The sequence below is a fragment of the Propionibacterium sp. genome (assembly GCF_047719395.1).
Taxonomy (GTDB): Bacteria; Actinomycetota; Actinomycetes; order Propionibacteriales; family Propionibacteriaceae; genus Propionibacterium.
Genome location: NZ_JBDNTB010000002.1, coordinates 1 through 26,924 on the forward strand (window position 1 = coordinate 1; position 26,924 = coordinate 26,924).

The 26,924-nt window shown below is 63.6% G+C and carries 20 protein-coding genes and 1 tRNA gene; 8 read left to right on the forward strand and 13 right to left on the reverse strand.

The features are described 5' to 3' along the window. The coding region (locus ABF648_RS00455; protein WP_415630321.1) for an exodeoxyribonuclease V subunit gamma at positions 1-991 on the reverse strand (991 nt) is incomplete at its 3' end. A gap of 75 nt (positions 992-1,066) precedes the next feature. Between ABF648_RS00455 and ABF648_RS00460 the strand changes: the two genes are divergently transcribed. Continuing rightward, entirely contained in the window at positions 1,067-3,238 is a 2,172-nt protein-coding gene (locus ABF648_RS00460) for an ATP-dependent DNA helicase UvrD2 (RefSeq protein WP_415630322.1), read from the forward strand. 169 nt (positions 3,239-3,407) lie between these two features. Here the strand turns inward: ABF648_RS00460 and ABF648_RS00465 are convergent, their stop codons facing one another. The 3 genes from ABF648_RS00465 to ABF648_RS00475 all read right to left on the reverse strand — a co-directional run bounded on the left by ABF648_RS00465 (position 3,408) and on the right by ABF648_RS00475 (position 5,862). Next, on the reverse strand, positions 3,408-4,208 hold the full coding sequence (locus tag ABF648_RS00465) for a class II glutamine amidotransferase (RefSeq protein WP_415630323.1): 801 nt from the start codon (positions 4,206-4,208) through the stop codon (positions 3,408-3,410). A 240-nt stretch (positions 4,209-4,448) separates the two neighbouring features. After that, positions 4,449-5,369 (reverse strand): hypothetical protein, encoded by a 921-nt coding sequence (locus tag ABF648_RS00470; protein ID WP_415630324.1) that lies wholly within the window; start codon positions 5,367-5,369, stop codon positions 4,449-4,451. Between the two features lie 331 nt (positions 5,370-5,700). Further along, positions 5,701-5,862 (reverse strand): DUF5679 domain-containing protein, encoded by a 162-nt coding sequence (locus ABF648_RS00475; protein ID WP_415630325.1) that lies wholly within the window; start codon positions 5,860-5,862, stop codon positions 5,701-5,703. Between the two features lie 425 nt (positions 5,863-6,287). On the opposite strand from ABF648_RS00475, the gene ABF648_RS00480 reads away from it, so the two are divergent. Continuing rightward, the gene (locus tag ABF648_RS00480; protein WP_415630326.1) at positions 6,288-6,887 is read left to right on the forward strand and encodes a SprT-like domain-containing protein; all 600 of its coding nucleotides are present in this window, start codon (positions 6,288-6,290) and stop codon (positions 6,885-6,887) included. Between the two features lie 204 nt (positions 6,888-7,091). Here ABF648_RS00480 and ABF648_RS00485 read toward each other — a convergent pair whose 3' ends face one another. Continuing rightward, positions 7,092-8,462: a zinc-dependent metalloprotease gene (locus tag ABF648_RS00485; RefSeq protein ID WP_415630327.1), complete on the reverse strand. Its 1,371-nt coding sequence runs from the start codon at positions 8,460-8,462 to the stop codon at positions 7,092-7,094. Positions 8,463-8,694: 232 nt separating this feature from the next. Here ABF648_RS00485 and ABF648_RS00490 point away from each other — a divergent pair, with 232 nt between their 5' ends. After that, on the forward strand, positions 8,695-9,738 hold the full coding sequence (locus ABF648_RS00490) for a PDZ domain-containing protein (RefSeq protein ID WP_415630328.1): 1,044 nt from the start codon (positions 8,695-8,697) through the stop codon (positions 9,736-9,738). Positions 9,739-10,020: 282 nt separating this feature from the next. Continuing rightward, positions 10,021-12,960 (forward strand): UPF0182 family protein, encoded by a 2,940-nt coding sequence (locus tag ABF648_RS00495; RefSeq protein WP_415630329.1) that lies wholly within the window; start codon positions 10,021-10,023, stop codon positions 12,958-12,960. Positions 12,961-13,074: 114 nt separating this feature from the next. Here the strand turns inward: ABF648_RS00495 and ABF648_RS00500 are convergent, their stop codons facing one another. Both ABF648_RS00500 and ABF648_RS00505 read right to left on the reverse strand, forming a co-directional pair. After that, positions 13,075-14,442 (reverse strand): M16 family metallopeptidase, encoded by a 1,368-nt coding sequence (locus tag ABF648_RS00500; RefSeq protein ID WP_415630330.1) that lies wholly within the window; start codon positions 14,440-14,442, stop codon positions 13,075-13,077. Next, positions 14,439-15,716 carry a M16 family metallopeptidase gene (locus tag ABF648_RS00505; protein WP_415630331.1) on the reverse strand — a complete coding sequence of 426 codons (1,278 nt, stop codon included), beginning with the start codon at positions 15,714-15,716 and terminating at the stop codon, positions 14,439-14,441. Before ABF648_RS00505 ends, ABF648_RS00500 begins: the two co-directional genes overlap by 4 nt. Positions 15,717-15,849: 133 nt before the next feature. Between ABF648_RS00505 and ABF648_RS00510 the strand changes: the two genes are divergently transcribed. Together ABF648_RS00510 and bioB are read left to right on the forward strand one after the other, a co-directional pair. After that, positions 15,850-17,094: an alpha/beta fold hydrolase gene (locus tag ABF648_RS00510; protein ID WP_415630332.1), complete on the forward strand. Its 1,245-nt coding sequence runs from the start codon at positions 15,850-15,852 to the stop codon at positions 17,092-17,094. A 143-nt stretch (positions 17,095-17,237) separates the two neighbouring features. Then, positions 17,238-18,389, forward strand: coding sequence for a biotin synthase BioB (bioB, locus tag ABF648_RS00515; protein WP_415630333.1), 1,152 nt, complete (start codon positions 17,238-17,240; stop codon positions 18,387-18,389). 469 nt (positions 18,390-18,858) lie between these two features. Here bioB and ABF648_RS00520 read toward each other — a convergent pair whose 3' ends face one another. Next, a complete protein-coding gene (locus tag ABF648_RS00520; RefSeq protein ID WP_415630334.1) occupies positions 18,859-19,260 on the reverse strand; it encodes a hypothetical protein in 402 nt (133 codons plus the stop codon). Here ABF648_RS00520 and ABF648_RS00525 point away from each other — a divergent pair. Next, positions 19,253-21,274 carry a CotH kinase family protein gene (locus tag ABF648_RS00525; protein WP_415630335.1) on the forward strand — a complete coding sequence of 674 codons (2,022 nt, stop codon included), beginning with the start codon at positions 19,253-19,255 and terminating at the stop codon, positions 21,272-21,274. The genes ABF648_RS00520 and ABF648_RS00525 overlap by 8 nt on opposite strands. Positions 21,275-21,343: 69 nt before the next feature. Here the strand turns inward: ABF648_RS00525 and ABF648_RS00530 are convergent. Further along, positions 21,344-21,420: transfer RNA gene (locus tag ABF648_RS00530), tRNA-Met, on the reverse strand. Between the two features lie 191 nt (positions 21,421-21,611). Here ABF648_RS00530 and serA point away from each other — a divergent pair. Continuing rightward, positions 21,612-22,808, forward strand: coding sequence for a phosphoglycerate dehydrogenase (gene serA / locus ABF648_RS00535; protein ID WP_415630336.1), 1,197 nt, complete (start codon positions 21,612-21,614; stop codon positions 22,806-22,808). A gap of 143 nt (positions 22,809-22,951) precedes the next feature. On the opposite strand, the gene ABF648_RS00540 is transcribed toward serA, so the two are convergent. The 4 genes from ABF648_RS00540 to ABF648_RS00555 all read right to left on the reverse strand — a co-directional run bounded on the left by ABF648_RS00540 (position 22,952) and on the right by ABF648_RS00555 (position 26,839). After that, complete coding sequence (locus ABF648_RS00540; protein WP_415630337.1) at positions 22,952-23,773, reverse strand: inositol monophosphatase family protein; 822 nt, start codon at positions 23,771-23,773, stop codon at positions 22,952-22,954. A 103-nt stretch (positions 23,774-23,876) separates the two neighbouring features. Next, complete coding sequence (rsgA, locus tag ABF648_RS00545; protein WP_415630338.1) at positions 23,877-24,929, reverse strand: ribosome small subunit-dependent GTPase A; 1,053 nt, start codon at positions 24,927-24,929, stop codon at positions 23,877-23,879. Further along, positions 24,926-26,248 (reverse strand): 3-phosphoshikimate 1-carboxyvinyltransferase, encoded by a 1,323-nt coding sequence (gene aroA, locus ABF648_RS00550; RefSeq protein ID WP_415630339.1) that lies wholly within the window; start codon positions 26,246-26,248, stop codon positions 24,926-24,928. Before aroA ends, rsgA begins: the two co-directional genes overlap by 4 nt. A 33-nt stretch (positions 26,249-26,281) precedes the next feature. Then, complete coding sequence (locus tag ABF648_RS00555) at positions 26,282-26,839, reverse strand: hypothetical protein (protein WP_415630340.1); 558 nt, start codon at positions 26,837-26,839, stop codon at positions 26,282-26,284. Positions 26,840-26,924: the final 85 nt, after the last annotated feature.

Sequence of the window (26,924 nt, forward strand, 5' to 3'; positions counted from 1 at the left end):
GGGCCGAGCGTTCACCGAGATGGGGGCTGTCCTCACGTGCCACGCGTACCGTCGTGGTGTCTGCACTCGTGCTGTCGTAGTCTCGCCATTGCCGCCAGGCCGAGTCGTGAACCCGGTCATATCGGCGGGCCAGCACACTGCGGCGTGGTCCGGCTGCGGGAGTGCCCAGCTGCCAGATCGTGACCGGTATTCGGCCGGACAAGGCTGCCAGCAATTCCAGGTCTGAGGGCGGAAAGCCGTGTTCACTGATGACTCCGAGGTTCTGCGGGAGCTTCCGAGCTGCTGAGCTGCCGATCCGTGCACAGAGCTTGCGGGCGCGCGCGGAGGGCTGGGGCCAGTGTTCCAGCCGGGACACCAGGCGCGAGAACAGCTCGGCCTGCCAGATGTCCTCATTCGCCATGGGATTGCCCCGCACATCCAGGAGTCTCCCGGCCTCCCAGGCGATCAGCATGTTGCCGCAGTAGCGCGCGTAGTCGGTGATCAGAGAGACATATCGGCGGGCAGTGGAGATGATTCGGCCCGGCCGGGCACGGCGGGTTTCGCCGTGCCCGTCAAGGTGACGCTGCACAAGGGCGAACCAGGGCTCTCCACCGCACTCCTGCATCACGGCGGTCACATGGGCGACCAGAGCCGGGGACGACCAGGGGTCACCTGTGACATCCAGGCCCAACAGCTCCTGCTCGAGGCGGTGGCGCAGTACCCCCAGGCTGACCATGTCGATGCCGGCACAGATTCCCTCTGACGCCCGGTTTTCCTCTGATGCATCGTGTATCCGAGCATCGGGTCTGCCGGCGGATCCGGTGCCTTCGAGGGCTGTCCATTGGCGCAGGCTGCGACGCTGCGCGGCCCCCCGCACCACCACTGTCGGCTGGTCGAACAGATCCCCTGTGGCATGGCTCAGGTGATCGGTCACCTCGGCGCACAGGGTTGACCAGTCCGGGCATGCCCTCAACTGCCAACCGGTGGTGCGTGCAGGGGCAGGAGAGAGCATGGGAATCACTGTAGAGCTGCCCAGTGACATATTTCTGGAGGCTGTGGGCAGCCATGGTTGTCACAGCGGGCGTCTATGGTTGCCGCCATGACCACCCAGCTCAACTCCGCGCAGCCGACTTCGGCGACTCTCGCGGACAGGGAGGTCCTGGACTGTCTCGACGAGCAACAACGCCAGGTGGCCCTGACGATCGGTGGTCCTCTCGTGGTGATCGCCGGCGCCGGAACGGGTAAGACGCGGGCGATCACCCACCGGATCGCGCATGGAGTGCTGAGTGGACAGCAGCAGGCCGCTGCGATCCTTGCCGTGACCTTCACCACACGGGCAGCGGGCGAGATGAGATCCCGGCTGAAAGCGCTCGGCGTGCCACGGGTCAGGGCCTGCACCTTTCACGCGGCTGCCCTGCGTCAGCTGCGCTATTTCTGGCCCCGCACCATGGGCAGCGAGCTTCCCGAGCTGACAGGATCAACATTTCCCCTCGTGGCGGAGGCCGCCTCCAGACTGCGCCTGAAGGTGGACACAGCACTACTGCGCGATCTCAGCACCGAGCTGTCGTGGGCGAAGTCCACCAATGTGTTGCCCAGGGACTATCCCGAAGTGGCACCCGCCGCGCATCGTTCCGTGTCGGGCGCCGATCCCGAGACTGTCGCCAGGGTGGCCGCTGAATACGAGCGGGTCAAATCCTCCCGTGGGGTGATGGATTATGACGACATTCTGTTGTGCATGGTCGCACTCATGCACGAGCATCCTGACGTCGCGCAGGAGTTGCAGTCCGGTTATCGGCACTTCGTCGTCGACGAATACCAGGATGTCAGCCCTCTGCAACACAGCCTGCTGCGCCAGTGGCTGGGCGACAGATCGGATGTATGCGTCGTCGGCGACCCGGACCAGGCCATTCATTCCTTCGCCGGGGCCGATGCCCACTTCTTGACCAGATTCGACCAGGAATTTTCTGACGCCACGAAGCTGCGGCTCGAACACAACTACCGCTCGACCCCGCAGATCCTGCACTTCGCCAATGATCTGCTTCATCCTCCGGGCCGCCGTTCTGTGGGTGCGGGTGTTCTGTTGAGCCCATCGAGGCCGGATGGTGCGGCGGTGTCCACCATCGCGGCATCCGACGAGGCCGCCGAGGCAGAGGCCGTGACTCGCTGGCTGGTCGAACGTCACGGAGCCGGAACCGCCTGGTCGCAGATGGCAGTGCTGTTCCGCGTCAATGCGCAGGCAGTGGGGCTGGAGGCTGCGTTCACCGATGCCGCAGTGCCCTATCAGGTCAAGGGCACCGAGCGGTTCTACGACCGCACGGAAACCCATGCAGCCCTGGCCCGGTTTCGCCGCGACGCCCTCGCCCACCCCGATGCGCCCGCGCTCGATGCGGTCGAGACCGCCCTCGGCACCCTCGGCTGGAAACAGCAGGCGCCTGAGGGGCAGGGTGCGGTGCGGGCACGTTGGGAAACCTGGACGGCGCTGCGTGACATGGCATCTGATCTGGTCGCCTCGGGCACCACCACCATGGCCGAGCTCGTCGAAGCGATCGCCGAGCGTGCCCGCATGCAGCAGGTCCCGGTGGCCGAGGGCGTCACCTTGGCCACCTTTCATTCCTCGAAGGGCCTGGAATGGCCGGTGGTGGCACTGTTCGGGGTGTCTGAGGGCCTCGTGCCGTTCTCGATGGCAACAGAGCCGGCGGAGATCGCCGAGGAGCGCAGACTGCTCTACGTGGGGCTCACCCGCGCACGCGATGAGCTGCAGATCAGTTGGTCCACCGGTTCTCACGGCAGACGAGGGCGCCGCCGGCCCTCGCGATTCCTGTCTGGCCTTGTTCCCGGAGAGCCGGCAGCGAGCGGAGCCGATCAGCATGGGTCCTCGGCTTCTCGGCGCCGCAGAGCCCGTAGCCAGAAGTGCATGGTCTGCGGGAAGCCATTGACCTCAGCCGTGGAACTGAAGCTGGGCCATCATCAGGCGTGCGAGGTGGCCTATGACGAGGAGCTCTTCGACCGGCTGCGCAGTTGGCGCAGCGCGATGGCGAACGGGCTGTCCCTGCCCGCCTATGTGATCTTCACCGACGCCACTCTGCGAGCGTTCGCGGAGGTGCAGCCAGATGACACCGCTGCTCTACTGCGGATCCGGGGAGTCGGCCTGCGCAAAGCCGAGCGATACGGCGAACAGGTGCTGGAGCTGGTCGGCGGAGCACAGCTGCAGGATGTTCTCGAACGGCACCCGGCAGACAAATCCCACTCGGCTGCCTGAGACGCAGTGCAGGGCGATTGCTCGGAATCGGTGAACGATCACCGAGCGGTCCCGGCGCGAAGCCCGTTGCAGGATTCGTCACGGTTCGATGGCATGTGTACTCAGGACGCATTCACTCCTGACATGTTCACTGCGAGGCCTCGAGCCATGGGGCCGTGATAGGTGAAGATCAGGCCACCGACTGCTGGACGGTTTCGGCGGGCTCGAAGATGTCGAGACGATCGCCGATTTCCACCCGTAGGTCATCGTGCACGGTGATCACGCGGAACTGCTCAATGGACTGAGCGCCCGGTACCGTGATGGCTGAGGAGCACACCACGACCCGCTCCTGGTCTGCGGCCAGCTGCAGGTCGTAGAGGTTGGCGGGCGAGGTGGGCTTCAACGAGGTGGGATCGCACTGCGAATAGGCGTACATCGTGTCCGGGGTGGCCACCAGGCAGTTCAAGGCGTGGGGACGGGCAAGAGGATCATCGATGGCCACGTCTGCGCTGATCAATCTGACGGTTGCTTCGATAGCATCGGGCCAGTCCATGGTGCGTGCGAACACGAGGAGAATCGCGAAGTACAGCTCTGAATCCGTGGTGCCGAGGCATGGACGCGCATCATGCGCAGTGGCCCAGTCGCGCAGCCTCTGGCTGACCGGGAAGGCGCCGTTGTGGCAGAAGGCGATGTCGCCCTGGATGAATGGGTGGCAGTTGTCCTGCATGACCGCAAGCCCTTCCGAGGCCTTGCGGAGGTGCAGTATTTCCTGGCGTGAGGCACGGCGGGTGACAGTTCTCGCGAACTCTGGATCTGTCCACGCTGGGTCGGCGCAACGGTACCGATGCAAATCACCCTCAGAATCGCGCCAGGCTGTGCCCCATCCGTCCTTGTGCTCATGAGACAGCTTCTTCAGGTCCTTGATTCCTGTCGGCATGACCGCTCCGAGTCTGGTGGGCCGGACGGACATGAGACCTAGAAGACGACACATACCTTGTTGCTCTGCCTTTCGAGTACTACCTGTGGGTGCGTGAACCTGGTCCCCCCGCGAAGCACGATACTCATCAAGCGATGCACATCAAGAAGTGATCATCAAACAATCACAATCACCGGCCATTCAGGCTCCGGTCACCAAACCCTTGAGGCTTCAATGAGTTGACCTGTCCTTCACCAGTGTGAGCCCTTGGCCAAAATGGACTCCTGGCATCCACATCGTGAACGGCTCCCAGACTCACGCCGCAGTCGGCAGATCACCGGTTCTGAGCAGGTGGCCGCACATCGGACAGTCCGCAGAGGGGCGGTGAACTGGCCAGTTGCCGCCTTCTGTGTCATTGCCTGCCGTCAGCCGTCCGGAGCGCAGGTGTGCCGCGACGACCGCAGAGGTCACCGTGACAGTCCATTCGAGGGTGGCCGACTCGGGCGTCGCGGATTCGAAGATCCGTTGAGCCCTCTCCGGGCCGCTCCGTCGCCACTCCCGTGGGCCCCGCTGACAGTCCAGACAGGCCGTGACGCCCGGCACGACGAGAGAACTGAGATGACCGCGGGATTTGTCCGCCTGGGCCAACAGGTGCGGTGTGCCACTCCTGATGAGCAGCCAGGCGAGGGCAGGATCCAGGGCCCGGGTCCCGGTGGCGAGCACCACCAGGTCATGGGGGTGGTCGGCGAGCTGGGTCCAGTGCGCTGCCCTCGAGGATCTCCCGTCCATGAGGGGCATCGTGGTGAGGGTGTCGGCAAACCAATGCACTCGATATGTGGACGAGAGCTGGGCACGCAACCGCATCGCCAGGGGACCGATACCCACAACGGCCAGCCATTCCCTGCGCGGGGCGGACAAGTGTGCCTGCAACAGCAACCCCTGCGCGAGCAGTGCGGTCAAGAACTCCCGGAGGAATTTCCGGTCTGCGACGGGCAGACCCGCCAGCAGTCTTTCCGTGGTGATGGACCCGTCCATAAGCGCCAGGACCCGTGGCAGGAGTGCCACACCAGGACCGGTCAGTTCGACTCGGCGGCCGTTGCGACCGGTGAGCCGAAGCTTCGAAGACCCGATGAGCCGGGGGTTTGCTTCGAGTCTCAGATAGGAATCGAGTTTCAGGGACTGACCCTGCTCGGGATGGGCTCGCACCGAATCTGCACACACCGACTCTGGCGGCATCAAGGGGATGCGTGGCGCGGTGGGAAATGCCGGCGAGTCAGGGTGCTTCGCCGAGAGCGAGGTGGGGACAACCTGCTCGGCGTCACAATGCCGATGTGGGCGATGGTGACCCGGCCGGGGAGACGGCGGTGCAGTGGCTTGATTCGCATTCATGCGTCAAGTGTGCGGAATCTGGATGCATCTGCGCCAGGTTTATGAGTGAATCACCAACACGCCATCAGGTGGGACCAACACAGCGGCCGCTGTGGACAACACCTGCTGAGGCTGCGAGACACCAGGAACATCCGAGGGCAGGCTCCTCGCCGGGCTCCGGATATTCCTGGTGGTGAGGTCAGGCCTTGCCCAGGATCCTGTTCAATTTCGTGCCGCACTCGGGGCAGGTGGCCTTGGCCATTCTCGTGCCCTTGGCGTTGACCACCACGTTGCCCTTGGCCTGACGCTTGGTCTTGCACTTCACGCAGTAGTACTCGCCCTCGTAGGTCTCGTCTGCCATGTCTTCTCCTCGTCGTTCAATCGTGTCAGGCAAGTCATCCTCCAGCTGGATGACCGTGGACGACCGCCCTCCATACTCTCCCCAGCTGCCAAATGCCTTCCGCACATCTGAGATGTGGACCCTCGTGTTGCTGCCCTGGTGGCCAGGTACCGAGATGCTGGTCACAGCCAGGGCAAGAAGAAACCCCCGGCGTGCCACGTCTGCCTTCCCCTGCAGACAGGACCCTCCGGGGGTTCCGACAGACACATTGCCAGCGACATGGCACGGCGTCAAGCGGAGCAGACCGTGCGGAGTCGTTTACCCGAGTCTCGACGCCTAGCAAAGACCGCGCAAGGCGAGCGACAGGTCTCTGCCCGGTAACGGCGGAGCTCACCATCCAGCCCGATCGAAGCAAAAACGTCAGTGGCACTGGCTACTCTCAAGACATGCCCAGAAGCCAGCAATTGACGCCATCCGATGACGCTGGTGGGCATCGTCATCCGGACCGTCTGCTGGAGATCCCCCACGGTGCCGAATTGCCGCCCCGGGTGACTCATATCGTCGTACGAGCCAGCTCCAGGCGGAAGCGCACCGTCGAGTTGAAGTCCGAGCAGGATCGGCTCGTGCTCATGGTGCCTGCAGGTCTCAGCGCCCGGCAGGAGTCCGATCTTGCCAAGGATCTGCTGGCGAAGCTGGCCAGGCGGCGGGCCCGCCCGGGGCTCAGTCGTGATGACGCGTCGCTCGCGGCCAAGGCGGAGAATCTGCGTTCTGCCTATCTGCCGGAGGTGCCTGAGCCGGTCAGCGTCCGTTGGGCCACCAACCAGACCACACGATGGGGCTCCTGCACATCCCTCGACCGCACGATAAGGATCTCCAGTGCGCTGCGGCAGATGCCTGATTGGGTTCTGGACTATGTCCTTGTCCATGAACTGGCCCATCTGCGGCATCCCGGCCACGGCGCGGCCTTCCAAGAAATGGTGGAACGCTTTCCCAGAGCAGAAAGGGCGAAGGGCTATCTCCAGGGATGGTCGCAGGCCCGGGGTTGACCTGGCGGGCAAAAACCGGTGCGAGGGATGCGGCGGCGCGGTGATGCAGCGCACTGTGACGTCATCGACAAGGGCGTATGAGATGTGCCGCGCGCTCCATCCAGCGGCTGATTCCCATCGCGGGCGCACCCTGGCCGCCAGACACCCACTTCGAGGTGTCCAACGACTGGCATCACATCACCAGCTGCCCGGAGCTGGTGGTGCTCAGTCGTGCGGCGCGTCCGGGCCCTGATCACTACCGTTGTCACCCTGCTGTTCCAGCAACTTGGCCAACTCGGCGTCCCAGTCCTGCGAGTCGTCCGCGAGCCGATCTCCCTGTACGAACCCCATCGGATCGTCGAGGTCTTTGGCGGTGGGGATCAAATCAGGATGCGACCACAGCGCGTCACGGCCCTCGGTGCCACGGTCGGCCTCGACGGCCTGCCACAACCGCATGGCCTCACGCACGCGTCGCGGATGCAGCTCCAGACCTACCAGTGCTCCGGTTACCTTTTCCGCGGGACCTCCGGTTGCCCTGCGCCGGCGCACTGCCTCCATGAGCGCCGGCTCGTGGGGAAGCCAGTGTCCTGCCGCGTCATGGGACACGGCATCCACCCATCCCTCGACGAGCGCAAGGAGAGTCTCCAACCGGCCGAGCACCTCTTCCTGCTCAGGTGTCCGGACGGGCTTGAAGAGTTTGCCCTGGAGCTGTTTGGACACTTCCTGGAGTTTCTCCGGGGTGAGCTCGCCGAGCGAATCCAGGTCGATGGCATCGGTGAGCGCTGATGCGTCGATGGTGATCTCGCGCGCGAAGTGCTCGATGAGGGCCAGAAGCTGTGGCCCCAGCCAGGCGACGGATGCGAAGAGCCGCTGGCGCGCGGACTCGCGCACCGTGAGGTACATCAGGGCGTCGTCGGGCATCCCCAGACCCTTGATGAAGGCGTCCGCATTCTCGGGAAGGATCACCACACGCGGCACGCTGAGCAGTTGGAGGCCCAGTTCAGCACCGCTGACCACCTCCGCCGCGATCTGCGCGATTGCCTGGGCCAGCTGAACGGAGTACATCTGCCCGGCAGCCGAGCGGAGCAGTGGTCCGAAGATGCCGGTGAACTGGGCGAGCTCTGGCACCTCGGTGGCGGCCTCGCCCCCGAATGTGGTGGCCATGGCATCGGCGATCGACGTGACAATGGGGTCCACGATGGTCCGCCAGCTGTCCATCGTGTCCTCGACCCATTCGGCGCGGCTCCAGGCCTGCGCAGGCCTGGCAAGCGGGGGAAAGCTCGTGACCGGGTCGAGCCAGGATTCCGCGAGCCGATCGGCGTCGGCGAGTTCACGGCGTTGCGTCTGATTCGGCGTGGGATCGGGGCCCAATGACGCCAGCATCTGGCGAGCGGCACGACGCGTGGCGTTCCAGTCGATTCCGCTCGCCGGATCGGCATTCGCCCCTGCCTGCTGAACCGCCTGCTGGAACTGGTTCATCAGCGAGCTCAGATCGAGGCCCTGTGCCGGCACGGTGAAGCCGAGCTGGCGCAACAGTTCACTGAGGGGATCACGCCCGGAATCCTCCCCGGGTCCCATCGTGTTGTCATCATTCATTGCTGACTCCTCATCCGAGATGTGCGGCGGTCCTGTACAACCAATGGCGCAAACCCATCGCACACAACCCTCCGCCTCCATTCAAGCGCACCCGATCAATGGGAAAGCAGCTTCGGCACGCGACGGGAAAGAAGCTTTGGCACGAGCTGCGAGGATTCGACTCGGGTAAACTGCCCGACATGCCTGGGGTGTCCGTGACTGTGTCGTCCACCGCCCGAGGATGGCTGCGCGGATGAGGGGCAGAACCGTCACGGCAATTGTGTCCGGTGTCTGCCTGATCGTGCTCATCATCATTATCGCCGTCATACCCGTGCCCTTCGTGTGCTGGAGTCCAGGCGCACCGCAGAACGCCCTGGGCGACAGCCAAGGGGTACCGCTGGTCTCCGTGGACAGCAATACCGCACCCGGGCAGGGCGGTCAGCTGCTGATGGTTCCCGTGACGACCACGGGCCCGGCGTCGCAGGTGACATTCCCGGCAGCCCTGCTGGCCTATCTGTTTGCCCATCACGCCGCAGTTCCCCGCGCATGGGTCTATCCCGCCGGCATGACCTCCGGCGAGATCATCCAGTCCCGCAATGATGCCTTGTCAGCTGCCCAGCAGAATGCGACTGTGTCTGCGCTGCGGACAGCAGGCATCGAGGTTGACCAGAATCCGGTGGTTGAGTCTGTGTCAACCAGCGGACCTGCCTATCAGCTGCTGTTGGTGGGTGACGTCATCGAGACGGTGAACGGCACCTCAGTCCAGACTCCGGCCGAGGTGGACGAGATCATCGCAGGACTCAGCGTGGGGGAGCCGGTCACCTTCACCATCGTGCGCAAGGCAGTAACCATGAACATCACCGTGACCACGCAGGCCAGTGCATCGAGCCGCTATTCGCCCAGGGTCGGGGTGACCCTCGACCAGGGTTATCGCTACACGCCGCAGGTGCGATTCAACGTGAAGACCGACGAGCAGGATGCCAGCGCCGGGTTGATGCTCGCCCTGGCGGTCTACCAGCGGACCACGCACCAGGACATCACGGGCGGGAAGATCGTCGCTGGCACAGGAACCATCGAATCGGCTGGTGCGATCGGCGTGACGTCCGGCATCGAGGAGAAGATGTACGTCGCCGCACAACACGGAGCCACGGATTTCCTGGTTCCTTCATCGAACTGCTCGGAGGTCAGGCGGGTGACCACCCGCATGAAGATCATCAGAGTGAACAAGCTCGACGACGCAGTGAGTTCGCTCAACGCTCTGCGCGACGATCCCTCGGCGGCTGTGCCAAGCTGCTGATCCAGAAGCCCGCGAGCCAGAAGCTGACGAGGATGCAACGATGAGCCTCATCCCACTGATCAGACCGGACTTCCACCGGCCCCGACGGCCCGGGTGCCGGACGCTTACGAGCACTGATGGCACCGGGTACGGTGTGGCACGTTGGCTCAGCTCGCCGCGGGAGCTGCTGGCGGCGGAGGGTCTGCATCCTGCTGTGAATCGGGCATCGGCTCAAACTGTTGTTGCGCTCATGATTTTTGTTGCAGGGGAGGAGCAATCGTGACTCACGCCGGAGGAAACCGCGTGTCAGCACGCAAGCGCCGGACGCGTGCACTGGGCCCAACCCTGGCGATTCTTGTGGCGATCGTCATCGTGTGGTGGCTGGTCAGCGAACTGGCGACCGATTGGTTGTGGTTCCGCAACCTGGACTACGCGTCCGTCTTCACGACCCGGTGGCTCACCGGAGTGATCCTGTTCGTGGGTGGCGGCCTGCTCATGGGTGGCGTCTGCGCGGTCAGCATGGTCGTGGCCTGGCGGCTCCGCCCCACCCACGCAGCCTCCCTGGACTCGGAGCTCCTGGACCAGTACCGCGGCACGATGAGCAGGCGTACCAGGACAGTGATCGTCATTCCGGCGGTGCTGCTGGGCATCATCGCCGGTGCTGTGTCGGCAACCAATGTCGATGCCACGCTCGCCTTCCTGCATCGCACATCCTTCGGTGAGAGGGATCCCTACTTCCACATGGATGTGTCCTTCTACGTCTTCACGATGCCTTTCCTCGGATTCCTGCTGGCATCGGTGATGGCGGCACTCATTCTCGGCACCATCATGGCGGCGCTGGTGCACTTCGTCACCGGCTCGCTGCGTGCTCCCACAATGCGGTTCAACAACCAGCTGTTCGATCCCCGGAACGCGAATGTCCGGAAAGTGAGCATCCGCAATGCCCAGCGTCCTCCTGCCCAGCGCCAGAATCTCTTCGGTTCGGCAGCGCAGGCGCATCTGTCGGCGATGCTTGGGCTCATCTTCGTGGTCTATGGCCTGCAGCGGCTGCTGTCGCGCTATGCCTTCGCGGTGAGCGACAATGATGCCCTGTTCACGGGCATTGGCTTCACTGACGAGCACTCCCGCATCACAGCCCGTCTGATTGTCGCGATCATCTCGTTCATCTGCGCAGCGATGTTCTTCGTCAACGCCAAGCTGCGAATGTGGCGGTTGCCCTTCACGGCGATCGTGCTCATGATCGTCACTTCGCTGATCATCCAGGGGATCTATCCGGCCGCGGTGCAGCGCCTCAGCGTCAGGCCCAATGAGCCCGACAAGGAGCGGCCCTTCATCGTCAACCAGATCGCCGCCACCCGCGATGCCTATGACATTTCAGACGCTTCGATCACCGACTATGCCGCCAAGACGTCAGTCAGTGCAGGACAGCTCAAGTCCGATGCTGAGGCGCTGCCCGGCATCCGGCTGGTCGATCCGGCAATCGTGGCGCCTACCTTCGAGCAGTTGCAGCAGGTCCGCGGCTACTACTCCTTCCCGCCCGTGCTCGACGTGGACCGTTACAACCTCAGTGGTCATTCCACGGACGCTGTCGTGGCGGCCCGGGAGATCGACATCTCCAAGCTCCCTGACCAGAGCTGGAACAACATCCACACCGTGTTCACACATGGTTACGGCATGGTGGCGGCCTACGGCAACCGCTTCCAGGACAGCGGTGAACCCGACTGGATCGAGGGTGACATCCCTCCCACCGGCCTGCTCAATGAACAGGAACCGAGGCTGTACTTCGGCGAGCGGGAGACCCAGTATGTGGTGGCCGGCAATGTCGCGGGGGCGACACCGGTGGAGCTGGACACTCCGGGCGGAAGCACGACCGGTGGCGAGCAGCACACCACCTACACCGGCAAGGGGGGCGTGCCGATCGGCAATCTCCTCACGCGTGCGATGTATGCCACGAAGTTCGCCGATCTCAACCTTCTGCTCTCCGGCAGGGTGAACGCTGCATCGCAGATTCTCTACAACCGCACACCCCAGGAGCGCGTTGAGGCCATCGCACCATGGCTCACTGTCGACCAGGATCCCTATCCTGCGGTGGTGGACGGCCGGATCGTGTGGATCGTCGATGGTTACACCACCACCCAGGACTATCCGAATTCTCAGCACGTCAACTATCAGGACACCATCTCAGACTCGACCAGCGGGTGGCGCTCCACGAGCAACACCAAGCAGGTCAATTACATTCGCAATTCCGTCAAGGCCGTCGTGGACGCCTATGACGGCACGGTGAAGATGTACGAGTGGGATCCCACCGATCCGATCGTGCAAACCTGGGCGAAGGCCTATCCGCATCTGCTGCTGCCCAAGCAGGACATCTCGCCCGACTTGCTGGCCCACATGCGCTACCCCCAGGACATCTTCAAGGTGCAGCGCCAGATCCTCGGCCGTTATCACATGACAGATCCGGGAAGCTGGTACAACCAGTCGGATCTGTGGGTCGTCCCGGCCGATCCTCGTGACAAGAGCGGAAAGTCTGAGCCGCCCTATCTGCTGTCCATCAAGTGGCCCGGTGACAACACGGCCCTGTTCAGCCAGACCGCCGTCTTCGTGCCGAACAACCGGGAGAACATGGGCGCCTACATGTCCGTCGTGGCCGATGCGGCCAGCCCCGACTACGGGAAGATGCGGGTGCTGAGGCTGTCGGGATCCGAACAGGTGCCAGGTCCCAATCAGACCTACAACGCCATCGTCTCCGACCAGCAGGTGGCCAACAAGCTGTTGCCCTTCGTCGGGCAGAGTGGCAATGCCACGGCCGACGCCCTCTACGGCAATCTGCTCACCCTTCCGCTCGGCGACGGCCTGATCTATGTCGAGCCCATCTACACACAGCGCAAGGACACCTCGGGCGGTTCCTCGGCTGGCAGCTATCCGGTGATGCGCTTCGTGGTGGTGCGCTACGGCACCCATATCGGCATCGGGACGACGCTGCAGGAAGCACTGGATTCCGTGTTCGGTGGGGACGCCGGGGTGGGCAACAGCCAGGATCAGCAGTCTGCGGCGAACCAGGGCAGTTCCACCCAGCCCGCGGCACAGGGTGAGGCTGCGGCCAAGCAGGCACTCCAGGACGCGAATGCGGCTTTCACTGCCGCGAACACGGCGCTGAGGAACGGTGACCTCGCTACTTACCAGTCCCAGCTCGCCACCGCCCAGCAGCGGGTCAACGATGCGATTAATTCAATGGGCGGCTGAGCCGAGGCCGAGATACAGGTCGGTTCCGCCTGTTTGAGTTTTTCATTGTGTGAGTACCACTGGTATCGCCCCACGCGGCACCGACAGGCGTCCGTGTGGGGCGATGCACCCGTCTCACATCGTCGGTGCGGTCACCTGCACGTCGAATCCCTCGGCCTCAAGGGCTGGGAGAAGTGTTTCGGCGTCGCCGCAGAGCGCCATGCGGGCCTCTTGCCGGTGTACCGCATTCGAGACGATCGTCTCGAATGCTGCGCTGGCGTCCGAGGGTGTGGTGGCGGCGATGCGTGCGTGGAAATCGTTCACCCAGCCCGGTTCGATGTGGTGCGCAGCGAGCACGGCGGCCTGATTGGCGATCGCGTCAGCCGTGTCATAGCGCAGCGGGGCAATGCCCACGAGATAGCGGATGGCAGCGCCGGCCTCCGCCTCGCTCAAGGGCTTGCCGGCAATGTCGAGAAGCTCCACGGCTTCCCGGCACGCCTGTGCGGCGACCTCGGTACGGAAGCTCGAACGCAGGCTGAAATTGCCATTGAACCGGCCCGCGGTCAGACCTGCCTGCACTCCGTAGGTGAATCCGCGGTCTTCGCGTAGGGCCATGTTGAGCCGACTGGAGAACAGTCCGCCGACTGCCATGGCTGCCACCTGCAGAGGCACCCATGCCTCATCGCGGCGACCGGGCGTCACCATTCCGATGCGTAGATCTGCCGCAACCGCTCCAGGCCGATCGACCAGCTGGACCGCCGATGGGCCGTGGGCGGCGACAGGTGCCACTCTGGTGGGCGACAGACCGGTCGCAGGCCAGCGACCGAACAGCTTGCAGGCAGCCTCCACGAGTCCTGATGGAAGATCCCCGGCCAGCACGAGCGTTGCGCCCTCGGGACGCCACCAGATGCGATGGAAGTCCCGGACGTCCTGCGGCGACAGAGCAGCCACATCGGCGGCTGTCCCGCTCGCGGACAAGAACTGCCTGCTCCCGGCAGGCCACATCGCCTCACGCAGTGCAGCCGCAGCCAGAGCCGGTGAGGAGATCCTCGCCCGGTCGACCTCCGCGCGTCGGATCGCCTGGTGACGCGCTACATCGGCATCGGCATATTGCGGTTCCCGCACGATTTCGCGCAGCAATTCGAGTCCCTGCTGGGCGTAGGGGGCCGCCACCGACAATGAGGCGTGTGTGGCCCACCAGTTTGCGGAGCCGTCATAGGCGGCGCCGATGTCCTCGATGCGGCAGGCCATTTCGAACCCAGGGTGCGATTCACTGCCCTCGTCGCTGCAGTTCAGCGCCATCGTGGCCAGACCGTCGCGGCCGTCCGGTTCGTCGCCCAGGGCAATGTCCAGGACCAACTCCATGCTGAGCACATATTGACCGGGCAGGTGGTAGGCCCACACGGTCAGACCGTTGCCGAGGGAATGAATCTCCGGAAGGGGGAAGTACCACGGCGTGGCACTGCGAACCTCTGGCCGGACGGGGACGTGCTGATCGGTCATGCTGTCTCCTGGGCCTGGTAGACGAGAGTTGCTCGTTGGCGCGGAGCGAGCCACTCGACGGCTGCCCGTGCGACATCTTCGGCGGTGACTTCGTGTACGCGAGTGAGCCAGGTGTTGACCAGCCCGGGATCACCCAGCAGCGCGGCGAACGAGTTGATCTCATCAGCACGCGCATCCACCGCGGCAAGCCTGCCCAACCATTCACGATCGAAGCCCGCATTGGCACGGGCCAGTTCGGCATCCGTGGGCCCCTGTTCGCCGAGCCGTGTCAGCTCCGCCAACACCGTCTCGGTCACTTCGTCTGCGCTGTGCCCCGAACGCAGCCTGGCGGTGATGGTGGCCATCGACACACCACTGGCAAAACCGAAATCACCGGCCCCCACGGCTTCTGCGGACTCCTGACGCCGTTCCAGGAGATCCACCAGCCGGCTCGACTGCCCGGTGGCAAGGATCAACAGCGCCTGTTCGACACCAAGATGCGCGGGCTCGCCCAGCGGGGGTGTGCGCCAGCACAGATTCACCACGGTGCTCGGAACATCCCGGACCACCGTGGTCGAGGGTTCACCTCGGTGTGGGCCCAGGGCAGTGGTGGCGCGCAGACCCTCCCATGCCTTGGCCTTGACCTGTCCGAGCTGACGCTCAGCCATGGACAGCACCTCGTCTGGAGCGATGGGGCCTGAGGTCACCAGAATGGCATTGTCCGGGCGGTACCAGCGGTGGAAGAAATCCCGTGCATCCTCGACTGTGGCTGCGTCGAGATCGGCCATTGAGCCGATCGGGGGATGGGCATAGGGGTGGTTCTCCGGGAAGTTCAATGCGAGCAGCAGCTCCATCTGGTCGCCGTAGGGCACATTGTCGTAATGCTGGCGCTTCTCCTCCTTCACCACCTCCCGCTGTGTGGTGAAGGTCTCGTCGGTGAGTGCCAGGCTCTCCAGCCTGTCCGCCTCCAGCCACAGGGACAGTTCGAGGGCGCCTGGTGGCACAGTCTCGAAGAAGTTCGTCCGGTCGAAAGAGGTCGTGGCATTCGCCGAACCGCCGATCCCCTCCAGACACGAGAGGTGCTCGCTCGCCGCGACCTGCCGGGAGCCGGAGAACATCAGGTGCTCGAACAGATGGGCGAAACCTGTGGCACCGGGTCGTTCGTCCGCTGAACCCACCCGGTACCAGAGGTTCACGGCCTCTGCTGGAGCTTGTGGGTCGTGATTGATGATGACGCGCAGGCCGTTGGCCAGCACTTGCTCAGTGAGCCGATAGTCCAGGTCGAAGTGCGGCACCGCGCCAGCTTAGCCACCACCTGGAGGCGGTTTTTGGGACCGAGGGTTTCTTCCATGACTGAAAGTGAACCGAAACCGAGGAGATGTCTGCACTGGCTCTTGACAATCTGGCGTGAGGCGCCAGCCTTGGCACATGACATGGCAACGGCGCATCCCCGGTCTTCGCACCCGTCAGATCCGAATCACCGTCCCCCTGGTCCATGACGATTCTCTCGATGAACGCGGGATCGACATCTTCGCCAGACTGGTGTCCCTGCCCGATGGTGACGACAAGCCCTATCTGCTGTTCCTGCAGGGCGGACCGGGCTGCGAATCACCCCGGCCATCGCTTGATCCGAGGACGCCGGGCTGGCTGTCCAGTGCGCTGGACGACTACCAGCTGGTGCTGCTCGACCAGCGTGGCACCGGACTGTCGAGCCCGGTCAGTGAGCCGATCGGCGCGCCGGAGGACCAGGCGGAGTATCTCACCCACATGCGTGCCGACGAGATCGTTGCCGACTGCGAGGATCTGCGAAACGAACTCGGCATCGACCGCTGGGCAGTGCTCGGACAGTCCTTCGGCGGCTTCACGCTGCTGCACTATCTGTCCAGTCATCCAGAATCACTGCTGGCCGGCTATTTCACCGGAGGCCTGCCCGCGGTGGGGCGAGGCTGCGAGGACATCTATGCCGCCTGTTACCGGATGATGGCAGTCAAGTCCGAGGAGTTCTATCGCCGATTCCCGGGTGATCGCGACAGAATGCGTCGGCTGCTCGCGCTGGCCGACGAGGAGGCCATCCGCACCCCCAACGGCGACATCGTGAGCCCCTCTCGGCTGCGCTCGCTGGGGCACAATCTTGGCCATTCCGGCGGCGCCACGACACTGCACTATCTGCTGGAACTCGATCCGGGCTCACGGGGTTTCCGATACGACCTGGCCGACCTGTTGCCGTTCGGCGGGCGGAACCCCTTGTACACCGTCATCCACGAATCCTCTTATGCCGACGGTGTCGCCACGCGCTGGGCGGCGGCACGCACTCTGCCCGATGAATTCCGTGCCGACTCCACCTTGCTCACCGGCGAGCATGTCCTCCCGCAGTGGTTCGACGAAGACTCCTCGCTGAGGTCATGGACCGCTTGTGCGAAGATCCTGGCAGAGCATCCCTGGCCCAAGCTCTATGACGCTTCGGCACTGGGCGAGACGCAGGTGCCCTGTGCGGCCATCGTGTACGCCAATGACGTGTACATCCCGATGAAGTATTCGCTTCAGACGGCCGCCCTGCTGCCGCAGATGCACACCTGGGTGACCAGCCAGTACGAGCACAACGGGTCCAATGCGTCCGGCGGTGAGGTGCTGGAGAGGCTCATTGCGCTGGCATGCGACGACATCGCGCGCTGATTGTTCCGTCGACGACGGTCTATGAGGTACCCACTTGAACAGTGTTCAGTTCTGTGACCTAGTCTGGCTCCGGACAGGGGAGTGGGGCTGCACCTCGCACGTGGTCAGGTCCGGCCTTCCCCGAGGAAGCAGGAGGGTGATCGATGGACACAGATGAGTTGGAAGAGATGGTCGCCCGCGGATTGCGCGGCGAATCGATCACCAGGCAGCAGGCGCTGGACCTGCTTGGCGCCGACGACTCCCAGACTCTCGCCATCGTGGCTGCGGCAGGGCGGGTGCGCCGTCGTTTCTTCGGCACCGGTGTGCGATTGAACTATCTGGTCAGTCTGAAGTCCGGGATGTGCCCCGAGGATTGCTCCTACTGCTCACAGGCCTTGGGCTCCAGTGCGTCGATCGCCCGCTACACCTGGGTGGACGAGGACGAGGTGCACCGGGCTGTGGAGGCTGGCGTCGCCCATGGAGCCTCGACGGTCTGCTTGGTGGCGTCGGGAAGGTCGCCGTCGGACCAGGAGGTTGCCAAGGTGGCTTGCATTGTCGCCCGAATCCATCGGGAGCATCCGGCACTGCACATCTGCACCTGCCTGGGCTTCCTCGATGATGACAAGGCGACAAGACTGCACGAAGCGGGTTCGGACCGCTACAACCACAATCTCAACACGGCTGAATCGCATTACGACGACATCTGTTCCACGCACTCCTATGCCGATCGTGTCGCCACCCTGGAAACGGTCAAGCGAGCCGGTATCAGCCCTTGTACCGGGCTCATCGCTGGGATGGGGGAGACTGACGAGCAGCTGGTCGAGGTGGTCTTCGCGCTGCGGGAACTGGACTCCCAGTCGGTGCCGGTCAATTTCCTGCTGCCCTTCGAGGGCACCCCGCTGGCCTCCCACCGTGAACTCAGCCCGCTTCGCTGCCTGCGGATCCTGTCGATGGTGAGGATGGTGCACCCCGATCGTGAAGTGCGCTCTTCGGCGGGGCGGGAATACCACATCCGCTCCCTGCAGTCGCTGGTCCTGGAGGTGTGCAATTCAATCTTCCTGGGCGACTACCTCACCAGTGAGGGCCAGACCGGGAACGACGACAGGGCAATGATCGCCGACATGGGCTTCCACATCGAGGCCCCGGAGCAGGGTGAATCCGGCGAGATCTGCTTCGGCGCGAATCCCGATCAGCGCAATGTGGATGCAGTGGCCGCCGCTCTGGTATCCGCAGGTGGCGAGCAGGAGCTCGTGGATGGTGCAGGTGTGCCGATCAGGACGCGCGGCGTCGGCTTGGCGGGTTCCCCGAACACCTGAGGCTGTGCCGTGGCTTGCCCTGGGAGTCAGGGGTGCTGCCCAAGAAGTCGACCCACTCGCCAGCAGCGCCGCACTTCCGCCTGGATGCCGATGCTGTGATTGAGGGATCCGTACCGACGGATTGGCCACCAGATATGCCTCACTCATCAACACCTCGCGTGCCCGGTGCGCGACCGTATGTCCCGGAACTTTTCGGGTGGGGTTTCGGCGTGGTGCGCATCCTCCCAGCGTGATCCCTCGGGCCCCACAGATGAGATGTCCCCCACTTATGCAGCAGTCCCTGTGTATCGACCAAAGTTTGAAGTCATGATTGATGGTTGAACAGGCCGATCCCTTGAATCATGCTTCGCAGCTGATACTTCAATTGGTTCGCTGATAAAACTTGTCAGGTGAGATTGCGATTCGTCGGGAAGCAGCTTTTTGGGTTTTTGATCTCTGCGGCGCTCCTTGTAGGTACCTTTGGAGGCGTTCAGCAGATGCCTGCTGCTGCGGAGACTGCATCGCCTGCGGCGGCACCTGCAGACACGAGTGCCAGTGGTCCGCAGCCCTCGAGTCTGCCGTCGATCGGGGCTGAGGGTGCCGCATCCTCGGGATTTCCGACGGCTGGTGACTCCACGACGCTCCCGGCAGCGTCCACGACCCCCGACGTCTCCGCAGATTCGGCGACAGCCACGACATCTGCTGCATCCTCGGCACCGAATCCTGGCATCTCACCTGCCGCGCAGGTGGTTGCGCCGCAAAGCGGCGCGGCGGCCTCATCCCCGACCGCGAAGAACGGCGTGCCGCTCGTCGACATCACCTTGGACACTCCCGGCACACTCGCTGACATCAATGCGAGCAAGGACAACAAGCTGCCTGGCCAGGTGACCATTGACGATCCGTCTGCGCAGAACCAAGACTTCAAAGCCACTGCAGCCACCATCAAGAGCCGCGGGAATTTCACTTGGACTCTTCCGAAGAAGGCCTATCAGATCAAGTTCGACAAGAAGCAGAATCTTCTCGGAATTGATGGCTCAGGCCAGAAGGGCGGCAAGACCTGGGTGCTGCTGGCGAATTACGCGGATGCATCCCTCGTGCGGGACAAAGTCGCCTATGACCTGGCAGATCGCCTTGGTCTGTCCTACAGCCCGAAGTCGGCCTTCGTGGACCTCACAGTCAATGGCGAGTTCCTGGGTTCTTATCTGCTTTGCGACAAGGTTGAGGTCAGCACCAATCGCGTCAATCTGACGGACCCACAAGGGGTGCTGGTCGAACTCGACAACGCCTACGGTGCCACGGAGCCACATAACTTCACTTCTGCGGTCAGCGGGACCCGATTTGTGCTCGATGATTCCGTCGAAGGTGTTGATGATGATGCACTGGATCCCGACACCCAGGCTGGTTGGAATGACATGCAAAGCACCATCAACAATCTCGAGCGATTGTTGTATGCACAGAACCCGGATTGGGGACAGATCAGCCAACTGATTGATGTCGATTCATTCTCCAAATATTTCCTGCTCGCGGAATTCACGGAGAACTCTGATACGACAGCGTCCAGCGTCTACTTCTATAAGGATGGAACTAGCGATAAATTGCACATGGGCCCAGCGTGGGATTACGATATTGCGCTCGGGAACTCCTCCCTCCCGGTTGTGGGTTCGAACCCAACCGAGAGCTATATCACAAATATCAAACTGATTCATCAGGATTCCGGAAATGACTGGTTCAGGGAATTCTTCCGTAACCCCGAGTTCGTTCAGCGCACCAACCAGATCTTCACCGGCACCGGCAAGAATGCCCTTGCACAAGTCCGGACCGATATCGAGACGAACAGGACGACACTCAAAGCTTCTGCTGCCGCAAACTTTGTCAGGTGGCCGATTCTGGGAAAGCGTTCCCCACTGGGTGATCGCACGCTTGGCTCGACTTTCGACAGCGAGGTCGACCGGCTGAAGACTTGGACCGATGCGCGAGTGGCCTACATGAATGGTGTGTACGGATCAGACATCCCGGTCGTGTCCTACACGGTCCAAGTACAGAACATGGGCTGGCAGCCACCGGTGACTGGTGGCATGTGGAAGGGAACTACCGGGCAGGGATTGCGTCTTGAGACGCTCAATATGAATCTGATTGGCTCGCAGACGAGCGGGGGCATCCAGGCGGATGCCCATGTCCAGAACATCGGCTGGACTGGATGGAAACCGGCTGGCAGTGATGTCGGGTCTGTCGGCCAAGGGCTGCGCATGGAAGCATTCAAGCTGCAATTGACCGGAGATCTCGCGAGCAAGTTCGACATCGTGTATCGCGCATATGTGCAGAACTACGGCTGGTTGGGCTGGACAAGGAATGGCGCGGTCGCCGGTACGACGGGTATGGGGCTCCGCATCGAGTCAGTGCAGATCCAGCTTGTCCGTAAGGGCACGGCCATCAATTCGTCGCTGTTCGCCAGCTATCCGGCAATCACCTACAGCAGCCATGTGCAGAACATCGGATGGCAGGCTGCAGCAGAGGATGGCGGTGTGTCTGGCACCACGGGTCAGGGCCTGAGAACCGAGGCGCTCAGAGCCTCCTTGGGGAACATCCCCGGTGGTGTCACCTACCAGTCCCATGTGCAGAATGTCGGCTGGTTGGGATGGGCCTCGGATGGCGGTATTTCGGGAACCACGGGGATGGGTTTGCAACAGGAGGCATTCAAGATCAGGCTTACTGGTGATGCCGCGAACGCCTATGACGTGTACTACCGGGCCCATGTGCAGAACTTCGGCTGGCTCGGGTGGACATCGAATGGCCAGCCAGCGGGCTCGTCGGGCTTCGGCTACGGGCTGGAGGCTTTGCAAGTGGTCCTCATACCAAGGGGAGGCGCTGCGCCAGGGTCGACCTCGAACTCCTTCCTCCAGGGTTGAGGCCTCAGAGAGGTAGAAATGAAAGGCCTCGAACCAACCTGATCACCAGGTGGTTCGAGGCCTTCCGTTTGGTAGCGGGGACAGGATTTGAACCTGTGACCTCTGGGTTATGAGCCCAGCGAGCTACCGAGCTGCTCCACCCCGCGTCGCTCTCGCAACACTACTAGATCTGCCGGGAGAGGCAAAATTGTGCATGGTGTGCTGCACTGAGGTGCCCCTCGATTCCGACACAGGGGCAGCTGACGCGCAGCGACCAGATGGTGCCGCACTGGCCTATGACAACCTGAGACACCCAGTGCTTTGTGGTCCTGCCAATGAGAGCACCTAGAATCATCGCGTGAAGGTTCTGCTGCTTGAAAACATCCACCCTGAAGCCACCCGCATCCTCACGGACGCGGGCTATGACGTAGAAACTCGCTCCGGTGCTCTCGGCGAGGACGAACTCATTTCCAGTCTTGAGGGCATTGACATGCTCGGCATCCGCTCGCGCACCAACATCACCGACAAGGTGCTCTCCAACATGCCCGGAGATCTCAAGGCTATCGGTGCATTCTGCATCGGCACCAACCAGATCGATCTCGATGCCTGCGCCGAGCACGGAATCGCTGCTTTCAATGCTCCCTACTCCAACACCCGCAGCGTCGTTGAGCTTGCAATGGCTGAGATCGTGGCGATGGCCAGGCGGCTCACCGACCGCAATGCCCAGATGCATGCCGGAACCTGGAGCAAGTCGGCCAACGGTTCCCACGAGGTGCGCGGTCGCAGCCTCGGCATTGTGGGCTACGGCAACATCGGTTCCCAGCTGTCGGTGCTGGCAGAGGCCTTCGGCATGCACGTGTACTACTACGACATCCAGGACCGTCAGGCGATGGGCAATGCGCACCGCTGCGACTCCCTCGAAGAGCTGCTCTCCAAGTCCGAGACGATCTCACTGCACGTCGATGGGCGTCCGGAGAACACCGGGCTCTTCGGGGCCGATCAGTTCGCCACGATGCGCTCGCGTTCCCTGTTCCTCAACCTGTCCCGCGGCTTCGTCTATGACGAGAACGCTCTCGCGGACGCACTGCGTTCCGGTCATCTGGCCGGTGCGGCGGTGGACGTCTACCCCAAGGAGCCCCGTAAGTCAGGCGAGCCCTTCGTCTCGCCACTTCAGGGGATTCCCAATGTGATCCTCACCCCGCACGTCGGAGGCTCCACCCAGGAGGCCCAGTACGACATCGGGCGCTATGTGGCGAACAAGCTGCACGAGTTCATCACCACCGGGGCCACCTCGATGAGTGTTGATCTGCCCGAGGTGACCACGCCACCACGCGTCGGTGCGCGCGTCACACACATCCATCGCAATGTTCCCGGTGTGATGGCAGAGCTGAACTCAGTGCTCTCCAAGCACGATGCGAACATCGCCTTTCAGGCGCTGAGCACAAAGGGCTCCATCGGTTATGCCGTCACCGACGTGACCGCTGCGACCGATGGTTGGGTGGATGATTTGGCGCACATCCCGAACACGATCGGTTGCCGGGTCATCAGGGACTGAGTCACTGCAGTCGGGTCGCTGTCTGACTGACGTGAGGCAGCGACCCGCCAGAAGTTCGCCAGAAGTTTCTGTGCGGGCCTGAACTCCGTGATCGGACCTGCCGAGGATGGAGGCCTCAACAGGGAGCATTTGTCTCCGGACGATCAGATGTCTTGACTGGCCTTGCGGCGGGCGTCCTTGCGCAGACGCTCGAGAACCTCTGCATGCAGGCGTCCGTTGGTCGCGAGAGCGCCGGGGCCGACCGGGCCGGGCTCGCCTTCCAGATTGGTGAACCGTCCGCCGGCCTCGCGCACGATGATGTCCAGCGCGGCCATGTCGTGCAGTGCCAGGTCGGGTTCGCAGGCCAGGTCGACGCATCCTTCCGCCACCAGCATGTAGCTGAAGAAGTCACCGAAGGCCCTTGTCCGGCCGCAATCACGGATCAGATCGACGAAGCCCTGGCCACGTCCGTCGCGAATCCATCCCCCGATGGAGGAGTAGGACAGAAAGGCATCGGGCACCGAGGCCACCTTGGACACACCGATCCGGGTGGGCACCAGCAGGGTCTTCCCGGTGAAGGCTCCCGCACCCTTGGCGGCCCACCAGCGGCGTCCCAGGGCCGGGGCGCTGACGACTCCCACGCACATCTCACCGTTCACCCGCAGGCCGATGAGAGTCGCCCAGACCGGCACGCCCCGCACATAGTTGGCGGTGCCATCGATGGGGTCGACGATCCAGGTGCGTGGCCCCTGGCCGGTGTCGTCCATCTCCTCACCGTGCACAGCGTCGCGGGGACGCGCCGTCGCGAGTGTGCGGCGCACCGCCGCCTCGACCGCCTGGTCCGCGTCGGAGACCGGAGTGTGGTCGATCTTGCTGCGCACCTTGAGATCGGTCGCCTTGAAACGGCTCATCGTGAGGGAATCGGCATTGTCCGCCATCAGGTGGGCCAGTCGCAGGTCGTCTTTGAAATCGGACGCATCAGCCATGCCTGAAACTCTATCGTTGCCAGCCCCGTACGCTGGTCACAAGGCCGAACGCTCGGCGCGCCGGAACCTGCTATCCGCCCTTGAGCTGGAGAACTCGGAGGGGCTAGCCGTTCTCGTAGGCCGGGCGGTCGACGGCATCCAGGATGCGGCGGAAGCTGACCAGGCGCTCGGGGGAGAGCTCTCCCCCGGCCAGCGCAGCATCCAGACCGCACTCGGGTGCCCCGGCGTGGTGGTTGCATCCCCTCGGGCAGTCCGCAACGAACTCCGCCAGATCGGTGAAACCAGCCAGAATCGCTTCGGGAGAGACATTGCTGAGGCCGAAGCTGCGCACACCGGGAGTGTCGATCACCCAGCCGGGATCAGCAATCCTTCCTTCGAGAGCGGGCAGCCGCAGCGCCACCACAGAGGTGGAGGTCTGCCGGCCCTTGCCCGTGACGTCGTTGACGTGACCTGTGCGCCGTTCCGCGTCGGGCACGAGCCGGTTGATCAGGGTGGACTTGCCCACGCCCGAATGACCGACCAGCACAGTCACCTTGGAGGCAAGCATCGATTTCAGTTCACTGAGGTCGGAGCCAGGCTCGCAGATGACAATGGGAACACCCAGCGGTTCATAGAGCTCGGTGATCGGCGCAGGATCGGTCAAATCGGACTTGGTGAGGCAGATGATCGGTGCAACTGCCGCGACATAGCCGGCCACCAGCACCCGATCGATCATGCCCGGTCTGGCAGGCGGATCGGCCAGCGAGGCCACCATCATGAGCTGGTCGGCATTGGCCACGATGGGGCGTTCGGTCGGGTCGGTGTCGTCCGCAGTGCGGTTGAGCACCGTCCTGCGCGGTTCGACCTCGACGATGCGGCCCAAGGTGTCCTTCCTGCCGGAGGTGTCGCCTGTGAGACGCACCACGTCACCGACGATGACGCCCTTGCGGCCGATCCGCCGGGATTTTGTGGCCGTCAGCTCGTGTGTGTACTCCCGACCTTCGAGAAGGACCCGGTAGCGGCCCCTGTCCACCCCGATGACGCGCCCGGATGGGGCATCGGAGTAGTCGGGGCGTTCCTTGGTGCGAGGTCGGCTGTGTCTCGAGGGCCGACTGAAGTCGTGGGAGTCGAAATCGGTGCCCCGCCCGATGGCGCCCCGCGTCGGCCTGGCGCTCATCGGCTCTCAGTCATCCTCGTCCAGCGATCCGCGAAGTCGGGCATGGTCTTGGACGTGCATGTCACGTCGTCGAGGACGACACCGGGAACCATGAGGCCAATCAGGGCACCGAGATGTGCCATCCGGTGATCGGCATAGCAATGGAACAGGCCGTCCCCGATCGAAGGGTGCAATTCGTCGAGCCGGCCCGCCATGCCCACGATGTCCAAGCCATCGGGATGTTCCTCGACCGGCACCCCCAGTCGCGACAGTTCTGTGGCGATGGCAGTGATGCGATCCGTTTCGTGTCCCCGGATGTGCCCCACGCCACTGATCTTGGTGGTGCCTCTGGCCGCCACCGCCAGTGCCGAGACCACGGGTGTGAGTTCGCTGGCCTCGTGCAGGTCCAGCACCGCACCTGAAAGGGACGGAGTGCTCGCGGTGAAGCCCTCAGGCGTCATCGTCACCGAGGCATTCATGCGCGCCGCGATCGCCCCGATGAGTGCACCGGGCTGGTCGGTGTGCCGTGGCCAGCTCGCGATGCTCACAGACCCGGAGGTCAGCAGACCCGCAGCCAGGAATGCCGCAGCATTGGTGAGATCGGGTTCGATGCGTTCATCCACCGCAGTGATGGGCCCGGGGGAGACCTTCCAATGTCCAGCAGCTGGGTCCGCGTCCACCTGGACACCGTGCCTGGCAAGGATCGACACGGTCATCGCGATGTGCGGGGCCGAAGGCACTGTGTTCCCGACATGCTGCAGGTCAATGCCCCTGGGGAACCGGGCGGCGCTGAGCAGCAGACCGGAGATGAATTGGCTGGACGCGCTGGAATCGATCTTCACCGTGCGGCCGACCAGTTCGACGGGCGCGGTGAGGGCGAAGGGGATCGAGTCCGCATCGATGCGTGCGCCGAGCTGGCGCAGCCCATCCAGCATCGGAGCCAGCGGACGTTCACCGGCGCGCCTGTCGCCGGTGAAGTGCGTGACGCCGGGGGTGAGCGCCGCGATGGGAGGCACGAAACGCATCACGGTGCCGGCCAGCCCGCAGTCCAGCGGTTCAGCAGGCGCGTGCAATTCGCTGGGCGTGACATGAACGGTGCCGTCCGCATCGACGCCGAAACCGGTGCCGAGCGCCGTCAATGCGTTGATCATCAATTCGGTGTCGCGGGCATGCAGCACACCCTGGATGGTGCTCGGAGCTTCTGACAGCGCGCCAATCACCAGTGCACGGTTGCTCTCGGACTTCGAACCGGGCACTTCCACGCGGGCGCGCAGCGGCTCCGGGCTGGTCGGTGCGGCCCACGAAGGAAGACTCACACTCTTGACGGCGCGGATGGTCATGACGTTCAGGCTAGCCGCCCGGTCGGGTTGAGATCAGCTGGCGATCTGCTGCACCGTGTCGACAGCATTCTGGGCGGCATCCTGCACGCTGCCAACGGCCTGGTGCGTGGCGTCCTGCACCCTGCCGGCAGCATTGTGCACACCGAATCGGGCCCGCCACACGAGGCCCGGCTTGCCCTCGGTGTCCTGGGCGGCCAGCAGTGCCGCCCCGAACATCGCGGTCGCCGTGGTCAGGCCGGTACGAGCGGCATCGTCATCGCGATGACGAAACACCCCGGTGGCCTCGGAGGGCAGCCTCAAGGCACTCATCGCGGCCAGCACGGCCGCATTGGGTCGGCGGGCGACACCGAAGGCATAGCCCAGGCCGGACAGCACCTGGACCGCACCGGTGATGCGCACCCAGGTGGTGGTCTGCTCGGGAATGCGCTCGGCAATCTCTGCGGGAAGGAAGGATTTCGCGCTGCCCACGATCTTGCGGATCGTCGGATCCAGCCGCTCCGCTGCGGCGTGGGGGGAGACCGCGTTGCGGGCGCCCTCCGCGATGAACCATGAGGAGAACAGGGCACGGGACGTGAAACGCAACAATGACATGGTCCATTAGTACCCTGCGGCGCACACCGTGTCACGTATTCGGTGTCACGTGGTCCTGGCTTCCGTTATTCCGGCGCTCGACATT

Coding starts and splice junctions, on each gene's coding strand:
- ABF648_RS00540 (WP_415630337.1), bottom strand. CDS start 23,773: ATGGCTGATGCGTCCGATTTCAAAGACGACCTGCGACTGGCCCACCTG.
- ABF648_RS00460 (WP_415630322.1), top strand. CDS start 1,067: ATGGTTGCCGCCATGACCACCCAGCTCAACTCCGCGCAGCCGACTTCG.
- aroA (WP_415630339.1), bottom strand. CDS start 26,248: ATGACCATCCGCGCCGTCAAGAGTGTGAGTCTTCCTTCGTGGGCCGCA.
- bioB (WP_415630333.1), top strand. CDS start 17,238: ATGGACACAGATGAGTTGGAAGAGATGGTCGCCCGCGGATTGCGCGGC.
- ABF648_RS00555 (WP_415630340.1), bottom strand. CDS start 26,839: ATGTCATTGTTGCGTTTCACGTCCCGTGCCCTGTTCTCCTCATGGTTC.
- rsgA (WP_415630338.1), bottom strand. CDS start 24,929: ATGAGCGCCAGGCCGACGCGGGGCGCCATCGGGCGGGGCACCGATTTC.
- ABF648_RS00475 (WP_415630325.1), bottom strand. CDS start 5,862: ATGGCAGACGAGACCTACGAGGGCGAGTACTACTGCGTGAAGTGCAAG.
- ABF648_RS00490 (WP_415630328.1), top strand. CDS start 8,695: ATGAGGGGCAGAACCGTCACGGCAATTGTGTCCGGTGTCTGCCTGATC.
- ABF648_RS00465 (WP_415630323.1), bottom strand. CDS start 4,208: ATGTGTCGTCTTCTAGGTCTCATGTCCGTCCGGCCCACCAGACTCGGA.
- ABF648_RS00480 (WP_415630326.1), top strand. CDS start 6,288: ATGCCCAGAAGCCAGCAATTGACGCCATCCGATGACGCTGGTGGGCAT.
- ABF648_RS00520 (WP_415630334.1), bottom strand. CDS start 19,260: ATGGTCACCTGGCCAGGCAGCTTGTTGTCCTTGCTCGCATTGATGTCA.
- ABF648_RS00470 (WP_415630324.1), bottom strand. CDS start 5,369: ATGCCGCCAGAGTCGGTGTGTGCAGATTCGGTGCGAGCCCATCCCGAG.
- ABF648_RS00510 (WP_415630332.1), top strand. CDS start 15,850: ATGACATGGCAACGGCGCATCCCCGGTCTTCGCACCCGTCAGATCCGA.
- ABF648_RS00485 (WP_415630327.1), bottom strand. CDS start 8,462: ATGAATGATGACAACACGATGGGACCCGGGGAGGATTCCGGGCGTGAT.
- ABF648_RS00500 (WP_415630330.1), bottom strand. CDS start 14,442: ATGACCGATCAGCACGTCCCCGTCCGGCCAGAGGTTCGCAGTGCCACG.